The following is a 14,082-nucleotide window of genomic DNA, read 5'->3' on the forward strand; positions in this document are numbered from 1 at the left end:
ATGCTACTGATTCCTGCAATTGATCTGAAGGACGGGAAATGTGTCCGCTTGCGACAGGGCGAGATGGATCAGGTCACCAGGTATTCTGATGACCCCGCGGCGATGGCGGAACATTGGCAGAGTCTTGGGGCCCGCTACCTTCATGTGGTGGATTTAGACGGGGCGGTGACCGGAACACCTCAGCATCTATCACACATTGAAGCCATTACCAAACGGTTAGGCATTCCGGTGCAGGTCGGTGGGGGCATACGAAACACGTCAACCATTCGCGCCTATTTGTCCTGTGGAGTGGACCGGGTGGTGATTGGAACAGCGGCCTTACAGGATGCTGATTTTTTGGCGGCAGCCGCGACAGAATTTCCTGATAAAATTTTAATCGGGATTGATGTCAAACAGGGTTTAGTCGCGGTGCATGGGTGGAAGACCGTGTCCAGTCTGACCCCACGACAGGTCTTTGAATCAGTAAAAGATTTGCCCTTGGGAGGCATGGTCTTTACGGACATATCCCGGGACGGCATGTTGGCAGGACCAAATATTTCAGCTCTGCGAGAAGCTGTGGACATTTCGCCGTTTCCCGTTATTGCCTCTGGTGGAGTCACGGTCCTGAAAGATGTGCAGACCATTCAGGCCCTGGGAAGCAAAATTTCCGGAATCATTATTGGAAAGGCCTTATATGAAGGCACCTTGGACTTGAAAGCGGCTCTTGAAATGGTGGCCTTGGCAGAAGCGTCTCAACCATCATGCTGACGAAGAGAATCATACCCTGTCTGGATGTGAAAGACGGGCGGGTGGTGAAAGGCGTCTCGTTCGTGAATTTGCGCGATGCGGGAGATCCGGTTCACATTGCGCAGGTGTATGATCGAGAAGGTGCGGACGAGCTGTGTTTTCTGGATATTACCGCTTCCCATGAAAAACGGGATACGATTTTAGATGTGGTGATTCGGACGGCGGAGCAGGTGTTCATGCCGCTTACTGTTGGGGGAGGGATCCGGACCATTGAAGATATTCGTCGGTTATTAGAAGCCGGAGCGGACAAAATCAGCATTAATACGGCTGCTGTGGAACATCCGGACTTCGTCAAAGCGGCCGCCAATCGTTTCGGCTCGCAATGTATCGTCGTGGCTATTGATGCGAAACGGGCGACCACATGTGAAGAGGGTGAACCCGGTTGGGAAGTGTTTACCCATGGAGGGCGGAACTCGACCGGCCTGGATGCTGTTGAGTGGGCGAAACGGATGAAGGACTATGGCGCCGGAGAAATTCTTTTAACCAGTATGGACCAGGACGGAAAGCAGGACGGATATGATTTGGCCTTAACGGCGGCTATTTCCGAGTCCGTCTCTATTCCGGTCATTGCCTCCGGGGGAGCAGGCACGCTTCAGCACTTGTATGAGGCGTTCCATGTTGGGAAAGCAGATGCGGTACTGGCGGCATCTATTTTTCATTATCAGACATTTTCCATCGGGGAAGCCAAATCGTATTTGGCTCAACAGGGTATCCCTGTGCGCCCGGGCACCGTCCCGGTTTCAATTTCCTAACGACCCATGAGCGAAGTCTCTTCGATAAGCACATTCCAGTTTGATGAACAAGGGTTGCTCCCCTGTGTTGTGCAGGATTGGTTGGATGGGACCGTCTTGATGGTGGGGTTCATGAACCAACAAGCGTGGGAGATGACTTGCGATTCCCAACGGGTTCATTTCTGGAGTCGATCGCGAAAACGGTTATGGAAAAAAGGCGAGACGTCCGGCCATGAATTGCTCTTAAAGGAAATGTTCGTGGATTGTGACCGGGATACGATTTTGGTGAAAGCCCAGCCCATTGGACCGACCTGTCATACCGGAACCCGTTCATGTTTTTTTTCTCCCCTACCTTCTTCGACTTCTGAAGACCCAGCCGCTTTTTTATCCGGTACGGCCTGGGGAGGGATTACCCGGAGGCTCTATGAAATGGTCGGCGATCGGAAAGCCCACCCGAGTCCTGATTCCTATGTGTCAAAATTAATGGAGGGAGGCCTCGATCGTATTTTGAAAAAGGTGGCGGAAGAAGCCGGCGAAGTCCTTCTCGCTGGAAAAAATGGCGATCGGGAAGAAATTATTTATGAAATGGCTGATTTGTGGTTTCATACCCTCATCATGCTCGGGCATTTTTCCATCCCTCCTGAAGACGTCTATCAAGAGCTTGGCAAGCGATTTGGCAAATCAGGAATTCGACAGCCTGAACAGCTCGAAGGAGGCTCGACTCATGGGTGATTGTCTTTTTTGTCGAATCGTCAAGGGGGCTATTCCCGCCGACACCGTGTATGAGGATGAACACACGTTCGTGTTCAACGATATCAATCCTCAAGCGCAGGTGCATATGTTGGTGATTCCCAAGCGGCACGTGGTGTCTTTGGATGATACGAAAGAGACGGATGCCGCCTTGTTGGGTCACCTGATGGTTGTCTGTGCCAAGATGGCCAGGCAGCGGGAAATTGCCGGTGGCGGATATCGGGTCGTTGCGAATACCGGACCGGAAGCCGGGCAGAGTGTCTTTCATTTGCACTTTCACGTCATGGGCGGGCGAACATTTGCGTGGCCTCCAGGGTAAAGCTGGTTTGACGGGGACAAAGCGCCCCGAGAGCATTTGGTATCCGAAGGGAATGACATTCGTGATGTGTCCCTAACGCAATTCGTGGTGAGAAGTGAGATGACAGGCGAAAAACGAGGGGTTCCTCCAGAGATTCTTCAACAAATTCGAGATCGCATTGATATTATTGATCTCATTTCCACATACGTGAGTCTTTCCAAAGCGGGGCAGAACTTTAAAGGGCTGTGCCCCTTCCATTCAGAAAAAACTCCCTCCTTTTCGGTCAACCCCGTTCGACAAATGTTTTATTGTTTTGGCTGCAGTGTCGGAGGAGACGCCTTTACCTTTTTGATGAAACAAGAAGGCATGGATTTCATGGAGGCTCTGCGTGAGTTAAGCCAACGGACAGGGGTGCCCCTGCCTGAGCGACGGGAAGCAGCGGGGAAGACTACATCAGGCGTATCTCGTGAACGGTATTTTCATCTGTATCAATTGGCCGCATCCTGGTATCACCGCAATCTTCAGGAAATTCCTGAAGGTCAAGTTGCCAGGGATTACTTGGATCAGCGGGGGATTACCAGAGAATCCTGGAACACCTTTCAGTTGGGATTCGTTCCGGAAGGATGGAATGGACTTTCCAAATGGCTGGAACAGCAATCTGTCAAGCCGGAAGAACTCATACAGGCTGGATTGGTCGTGCGGAAAGAGTCTGAGGATGGCACCAGAATATCCACGTATGATCGCTTTCGTGATCGGGTGATGTTTCCCATTACTGATCCACGAGGGCAGGTAGTGGGATTTGGGGGTCGGATCCTGAAAGATGGAGCCTCTCCCAAATATCTCAATTCACCCGAAACCGACTTATTCTTTAAGGGGAGATCCCTCTATGGAATGGACAAGGCCCGGCAGTCAGCCACCGCTTCGGGGAGGTTTTATTTGGTAGAAGGGTATTTTGATGTCATCGCTCTCCACCAAAACGGCATTGAAAATGCCGTGGCACCCTTGGGAACGGCGTTAACCTCCGATCATGTCCAGATTCTACGCCGATTGGCCCCTTCGGTGATGCTCGTCTTTGATGGAGATGCTGCAGGGATCGGCGCGGCCTTACGGACGCTTGATTTGTTTATGAATTCCGGCATTGAAGTCCGAGTGCTGCTGCTCCCGGCTGGTGAAGATCCTGACACATTTATTCGGAAAAACGGGGTGTCCGCGTTTCGTGAGCTGGAGGGGAAAGCCGCGACGTTGCTGGATTTTGCCATCATGTCTGTCTTGAATAAAGCCAAAAATGATTCTATTCAAGATCGAGTCAAGCGGGCGGATGACATTCTTGCGATTCTTCATAAGACTAAAAATCCCATAGAAAAAGAAGAATATCTGAAAGTGGTCTCAGAACGATTGGGTATTCGACCGGAATTACTCCGTAAACGGCTCCCGACCATTTCCCGGCCCATGAGTGCTGCCCCGTCGGCTAAGGGGAAGGATCAATCTGCCACGAATCTTCTGGCCATTCCACAAGGTAAGCCAGAGGAACGGGATCTTATTGTATTATTACTCCAAGGCCGTCTGGAACCGGATCAGATCCGGCAACTCGATGAGGGTGCGTTTACTGTCCCACTGTATCGCCATATTCTTGGCAAGGCCTTTCAGCATACGGATGACGAAGGGCACTTGAACCTCGATGCATTGCATGCGGAATTCAGTCAGGATCCGGCTTATGAACCGGTCATTTCCCGGTTGAGCGTGGGGGAATACAATTGTGACGAAGTGTCTATTCATGTCGCCGGATGTCTTCGTGTTTTAAGGAAAAACCAGATCCAACGCCTCATGGACGAGGTGATTAGTCAACTCAAGATTGCACAACGGGAGGGACGCCAGGACTTGGTCGATGCGTTGGTCGCGGAGTCCAATGTGCTTCGTCAGAAAAAGGCCTTCTTAACGGCCTCCCCCTGAGTTTACCCACGGCGAGGGAATAAAATTCGCAGGGGGGAGTTTTTCCTGAGCGCCGTTTATGGTAAAAGGGTGTGTGCGCCGTTATGATCTCGGGCCCATAGCTCAGTTGGTTAGAGCGGCTGACTCATAATCAGTTGGTCCCAGGTTCAAGTCCTGGTGGGCCCACCACGAGACCGGGCCGGACTTGATTAACCGGTGAGCAAACATGTTCTAGGATATTGAGGACTTTGTGAATTTGCAGTTGCAATACCTGATTAATCTTCAAAAATTTGATCTTCGAATTTTTCAGATTCAAGACCAGTTGCGGAAAGCTCCAGAGCTTATCAAATCCGCTGAAACTCCGCTCCAAGATATTCTTGCCAAGCTGCAAATCCTTAAAAATACCGGTGAATCTCTCATCAAACAGCGACGTAGCTCTGAACGGGAACTTGCCACGCAAGAAGAACAACTCCAGAAAATCAGAAATCGGCTTTCTGAATTAAAAACGAACAAAGAATACCAGGCGCATCTGTTTGAAATAGAGTTAGCTCGGAAGAAAAAAGACTCTATTGAGGAGAATGTGCTGGAAATCATGGAGCGGGTGGAACAAAACGAGCAGGCCCTTAAGGAGCTGGAAGAGCAAGCAACAGAAGCCCAGAAAGTTTTTGATAGCGAAAAGGCGAGACTGGAGACTCATTTTGCCAATTTGGCGAATGAATTAGCCGATTTGGACCGTCAGCAAACATCCCTTTCCCTACAGGTGGATAAGCCACTCCTCGTTCGATACAACCGATTAAAGACCTTGAGAAAAGGATATGCCGTCGCCCAGCTTCGTGACGGCGCCTGTGGGGGATGTCAGCTTCAGCTTCCTCCTCAACTGGTTGCGGAGGTGAAACGCGGTGACGAACTATTGGATTGTTCCTATTGCCACCGCATTCTCTATTTGGCTCGGCATCTTGAAGAAGAAGCGCCCGAATAGCTTTTTCTCCATGTGACGCGCCTCTTGCTTTCAATATTTTCTCAACCTACGATAGTTACTGATGGTGCGAGTGGGCCGGGTGGCCGCTCACGGAACTTTTCGTGAGAGGAAAGTCCGGACTCCAAAGGGCAAGGTGCTGGGTAACGCCCAGGCGGAGCAATCCGACACCAGCGCCACAGAAAATATACCGCCAATGGCAAATTCCTCGGTTTTTGCCAGGTAAGGGTGAAATGGTGGGGTAAGAGCCCACCGCGCCTGTGGTGACACAGGTGGCAGGGTAAGCGTCACCTGGAGCAAAACCAAATAGGGGGACGATTCCCGGTTTGTCGAAGGACGCGATTTCTTCACGAACTGGGAGAGAGACCGGCCCGGTCGAGGTTCTCGGGTAGGTTGCTTGAAGCCTAGGGTAACCTAGGTTCCAGAGAAATGGTCACCACTGGATGAAACTCGTTTCATCTAGTACAGAATCCGGCTTATAGGCCCACTCCTTCACCATCCTTTACTGATTATGTATGCCCACAATTATGGTGGTTTTCTCCTCACGTGGTGTCGAGGCCTTCTCTGGGAGACCCCACAAATGGGAGGCAAAGTTTCAGTAGCATTCTGAGGGGTGAGAATAACTTCCTGGTTTGACTCGTGTTTTCCCCATTGATAGAATGCCGGGTCCATCGCTTCCGTGTTTATCATACAAAGGCCTAATATACATCCTGAATTACTGCGTCCCCATCGTCTAGCCTGGCCTAGGACGCCGGCCTTTCAAGCCGGCAACACGGGTTCGAATCCCGTTGGGGACGCCAATAGGATAGGTACCAGGGTACTGGGAAGGAAATTATGATAATTACCCTGTCCAGTTACCTGGTACCCATCGGATTCACCCACCATAACTGGCGTACACGTAATCCTTCCATTTAACAGTTTACGCAAAACTTGACGGGCTTGAGCCGGATGTCGACCTAAGACCCCTTTCATGTTCTTTACCCGTTTTCGCAAGTCTTGTTTCACCTTGGCCTCGTCAAGGTAAACAACGTTCTTTTTTGAAAGATTCAAAATTTCCAATTCACGTAACAGTACCTTTTTCTGGTCTTCTTCTGTTTTAAGTCTGGCTACTAAAGATTCGTGTGGTTGTCCAGCGGCGATGGCATCAATGATCCGTTGAACCTTAGTTTCGAGTAGGCTGAGTTCTTTTTCTAGGGTACCCTGCCGATCTGCCCCTTCCGTTTTCCCACTTCTTAATTGGGTGAGCGCTTTATCCACGACGTCTTTTATAAGTTGTTCGTCCAAAACCTGGTTAATCGCGTTAAGGATCACGCGATCAAGAATTTCCTGTTGAATTGCTAGCTTAATAGTACAGATCGCTTTCCCTCGTTTTTGGTAATAAGTGCACCCATAAAACTTGCTACCAGTTCGTTTCCGCTCACGAGTAATAGCTCCCATACCTCCGCCACAAATCCCACATTTCATTAAACCTGTAAGAAGGTATTTTGAGTCATAGTCCATGTGGCCAGGACGTCCGAGAATTAACCGTCCCGTTTCAGGATCGTTGGTATAAACGCGTGAATTATGTTGAATGCGGTCATCTACGGATTGAGCGAGCTCAGGCGAAATTATTCTCAGATTAAGGTCTTCAGGGCATATCCAATCTTCCTTCGGGCGTTTAACTCGTTTGGTGGTTCCGCCTTTGTATACGTTTTGGAAGATATTCCATACAATTATTCCCCGGTACCGCTGACGATGAAGAATTTCCTAAATGGCACTGGGAGCCCAACCCCCTCTGGCCCTTCTTGGCGGAGAGACCTGCTCGGTATTTAAGGACTTGGCTATCCGAGTGACCCCCCAGCCCTGGGTATATCGATCATATATGTATTTCACCACCTGTGCTTCCTGCTCATTGATCTTTTGGACAACATAAAGCTTTTGGGGTTTGCCTTCTGGACCAAGATCTTGACTAAGAACTTCAACATTGTCATAGCCATAGGCCTTGCCTCCAGTTACGTGTCCTAATTTGGCTTTCTTGGCTAATGCATCGTGAGTTCGTTGGCGGCACTTTTCTCGCTCTATCTCAGCTGCAAAGTTAGAAATCGTCAACATGATTTTATCAGTGGCTGACTCTAGGACTCGTTCTCTATCTTCCAGGTAGAAAAATACACGGACTCCGGCATCCAGAATTTGTTTCAAGGCATAGCTCGTTTCAATTTGTTCTCTTCCAAGTCGACTTTCCTCCGACATGATAAGGGCCTGAAACGGAGGTTTCGGTTTGAGGGCATTAATAAGCCGGACAAATCCAGGACGTTTTATGAATTCGGCTCCACTCACTCCATCATCCACAAAAATGAACTCATCCTGGACAATCCAGCCCTTTTTTTCGACATACTCCCGTGCGTGGTCAATCTGTCTCTGTACAGACCTTTCTTCTTCTATCGAAGCCTGTTCATTTGATTAACGTGCATAAATGGCAGCTATCATGATTTTCTCCTGTAAATCAGAATTTGAGCAGTCAATCCTCTAAGCCAATTCTAGGTCTTGGCTTTGGCTTGTCCAATTTGATGTGGGCCAGTTCGCGTTCCAATAACGCCCTGATAAATCCAGAAATGGTGTATCCCTGAGTTCTCAGGACATCCAATTTTTCTTTTAGGTGTCCTGGGATTTCAATCAGGATGCGTTCATTTTTCATAAACTCCTCTTCTTACTGTAATTATACTTTTTGACCAAGTCTTTACTTCTTTAACTCCAAATAATATATAATAATATATATAAAAACATCTAATTATAATAACTTCCATAACAAAAATAAAGTTTACTAACCCCTAGATATTACAGGAAGAACCAGGAGATTACTGCACAGTCCATGTGCTAGCTGGAAGGTTAATTACAGAACTGCCATAAGGCACCAACAGCGGCGAGAACACGGGTCTCCCTGCGAACAAAAGCCAGTCTTGGCCGACAACTTTCAGTTGAAAATGGTAAAGGTCACCGTCCTTCATAAGGTCAAGGACTTTTTCCTATTGAAATTGAATGAGGAACGGATTCAGTGAATGGAAAAGAAGGGCTTATGGTCGAAAAGGTGAGGGAAAATAAATACGTCGAACTTTGTGATTTTATCTTGACCCTAACCCCAAAAATATTAGTTTTATGTAGAATTCTTCCTAGGTTGAGAGCAGCTGACTCTTAATCAGCGGGCTATAGGTTCGACCCCTACACGGCCCACCAACCAAATCAAACACTTACAGAATTGGCAGGAAGCAGGTTAGAGGCAGGTGTTATTAGAGTGTTAGCAAGGTAGAAATACAGCTTTTGGGTAGCTTGAGTTAAATCCTCCGGTGACAATGAGTTAAACCGTTTGTGCATATTCTCCGACTGATGCCCAATGATCTTCATGGCCGTTAAAGTGTCCACACCAGCCCGTCGCAAATTGGAAGCTGCACAGTGCCGAAGGTCATAAAATCGAAAAACCTCAATTCCATCCCGCTTGCAAACTCCTCCAAACCCCCTTTTAATTCTCTGGATTGACTGCCCTTGGTACAAAAAGACAAAGGGACAGTGCCAACCGCCGCACTTTATTTAATTTTCGCAAGGTTTTTAAAACTGCCGGAGCCAAGGGCACTTCTCTTTTGTATCTTTTCCCCGAAATTAAATGAAATCGTGGATTCAACTCACTAGTACAACAAATGGGTTGATGCCAAAACATACTTGATTGGGTGTTTGCATCCCAAGGCATTTCCTTGGTCGGTTGTTGAGTTTGAGCATGACGTGGTCAAGGTCCTGCTGGGTGATGTCGTGAAATCACCGCTCTTCGGAAAATACTGGCGAATGAGGCCATTTGTATTTTCGTTGAGGCCCCGCTCCCAGGAGGCGTACGGATGAGCAAAATAGAAGTCGGCATTAAGGGCCTTGGCGATGGCTTCGTGCTGGGCAAACTCTTTTCCATTGTCAGCCGTGAGGGTATGGACGTGCTCAGGCAGGGGCGCCAGAAGTTTCAAGATGGCATGAGTGACACCCGCCGATTCCTTATTGGGCACCTTTGCGATCAGCGCCAAACGTGAAGTGCGTTAGGTCAGCGAGACGAGGACTGGCCGTCGGCCTTTGCCGATGATGGTATCGAGCTCCCAGTCCCCGAGGCGCGTACGGTCTTCGACAATGCCGGGGCGTTCCTCGATAGAGACCCGATTGCGCAGGTGGCCGCGGCGGTCATAGGCTCCGTACCGTTTCTTGCGGGCCTTCTGGCAGCGGAGATGGCGGTAGAGGGTGCCATCTTGGGCCTTATCGTGAAGAACATGCTGATAGATCCATTCGTGACTGATGGTGAGAGCCTGTTGATCAGCCAACCATAGACTGATCTGTTCGGGACTCCAGTCCTCCTGCAGCAGACGCTCGATCAGGCTCCAGTGCTCCGGGGTAAGACGGCATTGCGCCTTGGTCTGGCGACGGTGAACCGCCAACTGGTGGGCCTGCAAGGGACGATAGCCTCGCAAACCTCTGTTGCGCCGCACCTCACGGCTGATCGTGGACTTATGGACTCCCACGACCGCAGCAATGTTGGTTTGGCGATGACCGGCTTTCATGAGCGCATAAATTTGGTAGCGGTGTTCTTCGGCAAGCTGTGTGTACCTCATCGGGGCTCCTCTTACTTGGCGGTGAGAAAAGCCACGATCCTACTGCAGCTTGCCTTCGATCCACCATGGTAGAGTTGCACTTACGAGTTGAATTCACCAATTCAAAATGAGATCGCCACGATCGCGTGCGAGGAATATTTAATGATGGTTGGTTTACTGAAATTACTTCTTAGAAGGAGATTCTTCTTTCTTCAAATTCGTGATATCAATTTTCTTACTTGTTTACGTTGGCCTTTATTTTGGAGATCGATTAATTCTGTTTATACGTTGGGTCGTCCACGAGCTGTCGGGTTAACTGCTTCGCTTCGAGATTGTGTTTATTCTGAATCCCTTACGGTCGACTGGGCGCAATATGTCCTTTTTTAAACATCACAGACCTCTTTGAGGGAATATTTGATTGTTTAAATAATCATTCTCATGACAGTTAATTTTTCTTAGTAAAAAAGACTAATGTTAATGAAGGTAACTTTAGTGTTTGGTGACTGCCTAAGATATCCATGCATATTTTCTCTATTCCTAATCCACACTTCTTGAAAACAGTTCACATTTGTAGTACTTTGCTATGCACGGCTCTTACACAGCTACAAACTCATTGATAGTAAAGCACGTTTGAGTGTTCCAACCCTCTTTGAATCCCGTTGGGGACGCCATAGTTTAAGCCGTTGAAGGTTTCTTCAACGGCTTTTTTGTTTAATAAATCATTGCCAGTGATTGATTACAGAATATGACGCGATTCTTGAAGGAAATCGACGAGGCCTCTTCACTCGTTCAGTTAAGTTCGATATGGTAAGCATAACAATCGTACTTTTTTGGGGCCTGTCGAACTCTTACTCTACTGATACAGAAAGGGATTTTTGGGGTTGCCACCTCATGTCGTAAACGAGCATCATCCAAGAGTCGAATTTGGCTAGCCAGGGTATCGCTGAAAGTACTTAAGTGTGTAATGATCAGTTCTGATTCCAGTGGGTATTTGAAGACGGAATGTGACGCGTGTTGCGAACCAAAATTTAATTATTCAAATTTCTGACGAGGTGTTATGACGCACACATGGTTATTGGGCATAATGGCGGTATTCTTCATTTTCAATAGTCTGAGCCAGCCCACCTTGGCTCAAGAATCCAAAGGAGGAAATTCTTGGCTGGATGCTCCGGTGCAAGATGATGGACCGCCGGGTTCCATGGTGCTGATTCCTGAAGGGGAGTTTCTCATGGGAGATAATGACGGTCCTCGGAACGAACGACCGGAACATACCGTGTGGCTGGATGCCTATTCTATCGATCGGTACGAAGTGACCATGGCGGAATATCAGAAATTATTAGATACCGATTACAGTATTGAACCCCCACCGCTGTGGGATGATGGTGTTGCCACCGGAGAATTAGGGATTCGACCGGCCGTGGGCATTTCCTGGAACGATGCCAATCGGTACTGTCAGTGGGTGGAAAAACGCTTGCCCACGGAGGCCGAATGGGAGAAAGCCGCTCGGGGTACAGATGGGCGGAGGTATCCATGGGGGCACATGCAGCCATTTGTGGATATCGCCAACTACAATCAGGGGACGACTGGCTGGGTCAGTTATAAATTGACGCTTTCTCCGGTCACCAGTGGGACCAGGGGCATGAGTATTCGCCACGGATTAAAACAGGGCGGAAAAAGCGCCTATGGCTTGTACCATATGGCCGGGAATGCGGCCGAATGGGTCAATGATTGGTATGAACGTTTTTATTATGAGGAGAGCCCTAAAAAGAATCCTCAAGGGCCGGCGGAAGGCGATTATAAAGTATTACGCGGGGGATCGTGGGAAGATCAGCCGGTAAACTTGCGGGTGACCGCTCGCTCAAAAGGGGAAGTTGATTTTCAGGACCTGACAACAGGATTTCGTTGTGCCAAGGATGCGAAGTGATGGTGCGGCTACTCGTAAAAGTAGCCACACTCGGTCAAACTCTACAGTGGGGTATGGATGAGATCGCGATTTAATTCGACCGGTTGGAGGGGAGCAGAAGGCGACCGTTTTTGCCCATAGAGCCAACGAGCCGTAGTACCCCCAATATTACGAATGGTATAAGGTGCACCGCTGGGAATAAGAACTTCTTTTCCTACAGATGGTTGAATCCGCTCTCCTGCGATTTCTAATTCCAATTCTCCTGACATTGCCATAAATATTTCTTCCATATCCTGGGTGGCGGCTCTCCATTCACGTCCGGCATGATCAATCCACACCCCACAGGAAAATCCGCGAGCATGCCAATTTTTTGCAACGATTGCACGGTCAATGGTGGGACGGCTTTCCATGATAGGCCTCTTAAAGAATAAAAGACTTATAAAAAAATTGATGAATAAGCTGGTGGCCGCCGGCATTTGGGCATTGACGCCCGCTCAGGGAGAAGCGCGGAGAGGAACAAGACGGGCAGGAAAATACGCCAGTCACTCTTACGGAAGGAAAGCCAGGGAAAAGCACCAGCAGTGCATTCATGGGGGTAGAGAGAAGAGAATGCAAGGGAGTTAAGTTATCTGTGAATGCGTCTTCTTATATAGAGGGGAGATATCTCTGTCAATGTCACAATTTGTGGAAAAGATGTGAACGGTGGTGGATAATTTCACTATGAAGTCACAATGTCCTTTGTGAAAAAGGAATTCATTATGTGAATTCTGGGGATAAATATTTTTGAAGACTTGAAAAATGGGAATGAGGCAAGCCAAATACCACGTATGGTTGAAGTAGGAGGTAGGTGGTGTCCAGATTTATTGGTTCGCACCAGCGTGACATCTGCGGTAATTGAAAAAAAGGTGGCTGATTTTCTAATTCTGACAACAGATTTTCTGGTGTGAAGCCCTGTCCTTCGCGTATATTTTTACGCGACTATGGTTCGCATCGAGAATTAACCCTTAGTACAAGACCATGATTGACGGATTGAACTATTACCAAATTCTGGGTATTCCTGAAGATGCACTCCTGAAGGAAGTGCAGAGCGCATGGCGGAAATTTGTCAAAGAAAATCATGAGGATGTCGTCCCACAAGCGGAACGACAGGCCGCCAAGGAAAGGATGTTCAGGATTAACGAAGCCTATGCCGTACTCAGTCACGAAGAAAAACGGGCTGATTACGATAATGGATATATGCTGAATGGCGGGTCAAAAATTGAACTTGTCAGGAGTCGAGTCAGAAGAGCCAAAGACATTATTCTCCGGGATCGATCGCTCATTACCAGAGAAGAGATAAAGCTGATCGAATCCATTATCGATTATCTTGATAGAAGTACCCAGGAAAAGTGCTTTGTCTGGATGGCCGATATTTTATGCGAACGTCCGGAAATGGCCAAACATGTGGTGACATCGGCATTTGATGAGCAACTGTTGGGGGTCAATACCCATTTACTCGACAGGCTCTTAGAAAAAGCGCCGTACGCCATGACATGGGAAAAAATCTACCTTTATGGAGAAGAGATTCTCGGAATTGCCGGGAAGGAAAACAAAGAACGAAATTACAACCAGCTCGCCCGTATCTTATGTCACCGGCTTGATTTGGCGAAACATTTTGTGTACCCGTCATTTCAGGAGCAAGCTTCCGGTTGTGAAAGCTGCCTGCTGCCAACATTACTGAAATTGGCCCCCAATGCAATCACACAGGATCACTTTAATGAGTATATTGATACGGTTCACAGCATGCGATGGATTGTTTACGGCCAGCTTAGAAGCTATAACGAGCAGGCCATTGCATGGATACTGAAAGCCCGACCCGATCTCGTCAGAAAGCCGGAAGAGAAACCCGCCCCGAAGGAATTGCCACTTCCCTTGCGGTCATGACCCTAGGGCTTGAATGTATGAATGGCATTTTTTAACAATCCAGCGTTCTTTGAATTCAAAGAACGCCGGATCGAGTTAACCTTTTGACTTATGGATTAATCATTAGTCTTGAGTGCCAGGCAAGACCAAAGAGCAATGAGTCTCCACAAAGATCATTAAATGATCGTTTTTGTTTGCATCCCTGACAATGGCCA

At 48.3% G+C, this 14,082-nt stretch carries 12 protein-coding genes, 2 tRNA genes, 1 other RNA gene and 2 pseudogenes; 11 read left to right on the forward strand and 6 right to left on the reverse strand.

What is annotated here, in order from left to right; translation table 11 throughout:
- From hisA to PP769_RS07540, 9 genes are all read left to right on the forward strand, one after another.
- Complete coding sequence (hisA, locus tag PP769_RS07500) at positions 1 to 747, forward strand: 1-(5-phosphoribosyl)-5-[(5-phosphoribosylamino)methylideneamino]imidazole-4-carboxamide isomerase (protein WP_312646369.1); 747 nt, start codon at positions 1 to 3, stop codon at positions 745 to 747.
- Positions 741 to 1,538, forward strand: a complete 798-nt coding sequence (gene hisF / locus PP769_RS07505; protein WP_312646370.1) for an imidazole glycerol phosphate synthase subunit HisF — start codon at positions 741 to 743, stop codon at positions 1,536 to 1,538. Before hisA ends, hisF begins: the two co-directional genes overlap by 7 nt.
- A gap of 6 nt (positions 1,539 to 1,544) precedes the next feature.
- Positions 1,545 to 2,249 carry a bifunctional phosphoribosyl-AMP cyclohydrolase/phosphoribosyl-ATP diphosphatase HisIE gene (hisIE, locus tag PP769_RS07510; RefSeq protein ID WP_312646372.1) on the forward strand — a complete coding sequence of 235 codons (705 nt, stop codon included), beginning with the start codon at positions 1,545 to 1,547 and terminating at the stop codon, positions 2,247 to 2,249.
- Positions 2,242 to 2,586 (forward strand): histidine triad nucleotide-binding protein, encoded by a 345-nt coding sequence (locus tag PP769_RS07515; protein WP_312646373.1) that lies wholly within the window; start codon positions 2,242 to 2,244, stop codon positions 2,584 to 2,586. The genes hisIE and PP769_RS07515 overlap by 8 nt, the downstream gene beginning before the upstream one ends.
- Before the next feature lie 99 nt (positions 2,587 to 2,685).
- Positions 2,686 to 4,515, forward strand: coding sequence for a DNA primase (gene dnaG, locus PP769_RS07520; RefSeq protein ID WP_312646375.1), 1,830 nt, complete (start codon positions 2,686 to 2,688; stop codon positions 4,513 to 4,515).
- A gap of 91 nt (positions 4,516 to 4,606) precedes the next feature.
- Positions 4,607 to 4,683 (forward strand) — tRNA-Ile (locus PP769_RS07525).
- Positions 4,684 to 4,744: 61 nt separating this feature from the next.
- On the forward strand, positions 4,745 to 5,473 hold the full coding sequence (locus PP769_RS07530; RefSeq protein WP_312646376.1) for a zinc ribbon domain-containing protein: 729 nt from the start codon (positions 4,745 to 4,747) through the stop codon (positions 5,471 to 5,473).
- A 67-nt stretch (positions 5,474 to 5,540) separates the two neighbouring features.
- Positions 5,541 to 5,965, forward strand: an RNA gene (gene rnpB, locus PP769_RS07535) — RNase P RNA component class A.
- 227 nt (positions 5,966 to 6,192) lie between these two features.
- Positions 6,193 to 6,270 (forward strand) — tRNA-Glu (locus tag PP769_RS07540).
- Here the strand turns inward: PP769_RS07540 and PP769_RS19730 are convergent.
- The 5 genes and pseudogenes from PP769_RS19730 to PP769_RS07555 all read right to left on the reverse strand — a co-directional run bounded on the left by PP769_RS19730 (position 6,230) and on the right by PP769_RS07555 (position 10,083).
- Positions 6,230 to 6,970, reverse strand: coding sequence for a recombinase zinc ribbon domain-containing protein (locus PP769_RS19730; protein ID WP_376753431.1), 741 nt, complete (start codon positions 6,968 to 6,970; stop codon positions 6,230 to 6,232). The two genes, PP769_RS07540 and PP769_RS19730, sit on opposite strands and share 41 nt — an antisense overlap.
- A gap of 75 nt (positions 6,971 to 7,045) precedes the next feature.
- Positions 7,046 to 7,891 (reverse strand): annotated as a pseudogene (locus tag PP769_RS19735) (recombinase family protein); the annotation flags it as partial.
- Between the two features lie 76 nt (positions 7,892 to 7,967).
- Complete coding sequence (locus PP769_RS07550; protein WP_312646377.1) at positions 7,968 to 8,144, reverse strand: hypothetical protein; 177 nt, start codon at positions 8,142 to 8,144, stop codon at positions 7,968 to 7,970.
- A gap of 542 nt (positions 8,145 to 8,686) precedes the next feature.
- Positions 8,687 to 8,995, reverse strand: a complete 309-nt coding sequence (locus PP769_RS19740) for a tyrosine-type recombinase/integrase (RefSeq protein ID WP_376753404.1) — start codon at positions 8,993 to 8,995, stop codon at positions 8,687 to 8,689.
- A gap of 123 nt (positions 8,996 to 9,118) precedes the next feature.
- Positions 9,119 to 10,083 (reverse strand): annotated as a pseudogene (locus PP769_RS07555) (IS30 family transposase).
- A gap of 1,036 nt (positions 10,084 to 11,119) precedes the next feature.
- On the opposite strand from PP769_RS07555, the gene PP769_RS07560 reads away from it, so the two are divergent.
- A complete protein-coding gene (locus PP769_RS07560) occupies positions 11,120 to 11,986 on the forward strand; it encodes a formylglycine-generating enzyme family protein (RefSeq protein WP_312646378.1) in 867 nt (288 codons plus the stop codon).
- Positions 11,987 to 12,027: 41 nt separating this feature from the next.
- Here the strand turns inward: PP769_RS07560 and PP769_RS07565 are convergent, their stop codons facing one another.
- Positions 12,028 to 12,375 carry a cupin domain-containing protein gene (locus PP769_RS07565; RefSeq protein WP_312646379.1) on the reverse strand — a complete coding sequence of 116 codons (348 nt, stop codon included), beginning with the start codon at positions 12,373 to 12,375 and terminating at the stop codon, positions 12,028 to 12,030.
- Positions 12,376 to 12,982: 607 nt separating this feature from the next.
- Between PP769_RS07565 and PP769_RS07570 the strand changes: the two genes are divergently transcribed.
- Complete coding sequence (locus PP769_RS07570) at positions 12,983 to 13,888, forward strand: J domain-containing protein (RefSeq protein WP_312646380.1); 906 nt, start codon at positions 12,983 to 12,985, stop codon at positions 13,886 to 13,888.
- Positions 13,889 to 14,082: the final 194 nt, after the last annotated feature.

The sequence above is a fragment of the Candidatus Nitrospira allomarina genome (genome assembly GCF_032050975.1).
Classification (GTDB): domain Bacteria; phylum Nitrospirota; class Nitrospiria; order Nitrospirales; family UBA8639; genus Nitrospira_E; species Nitrospira_E allomarina.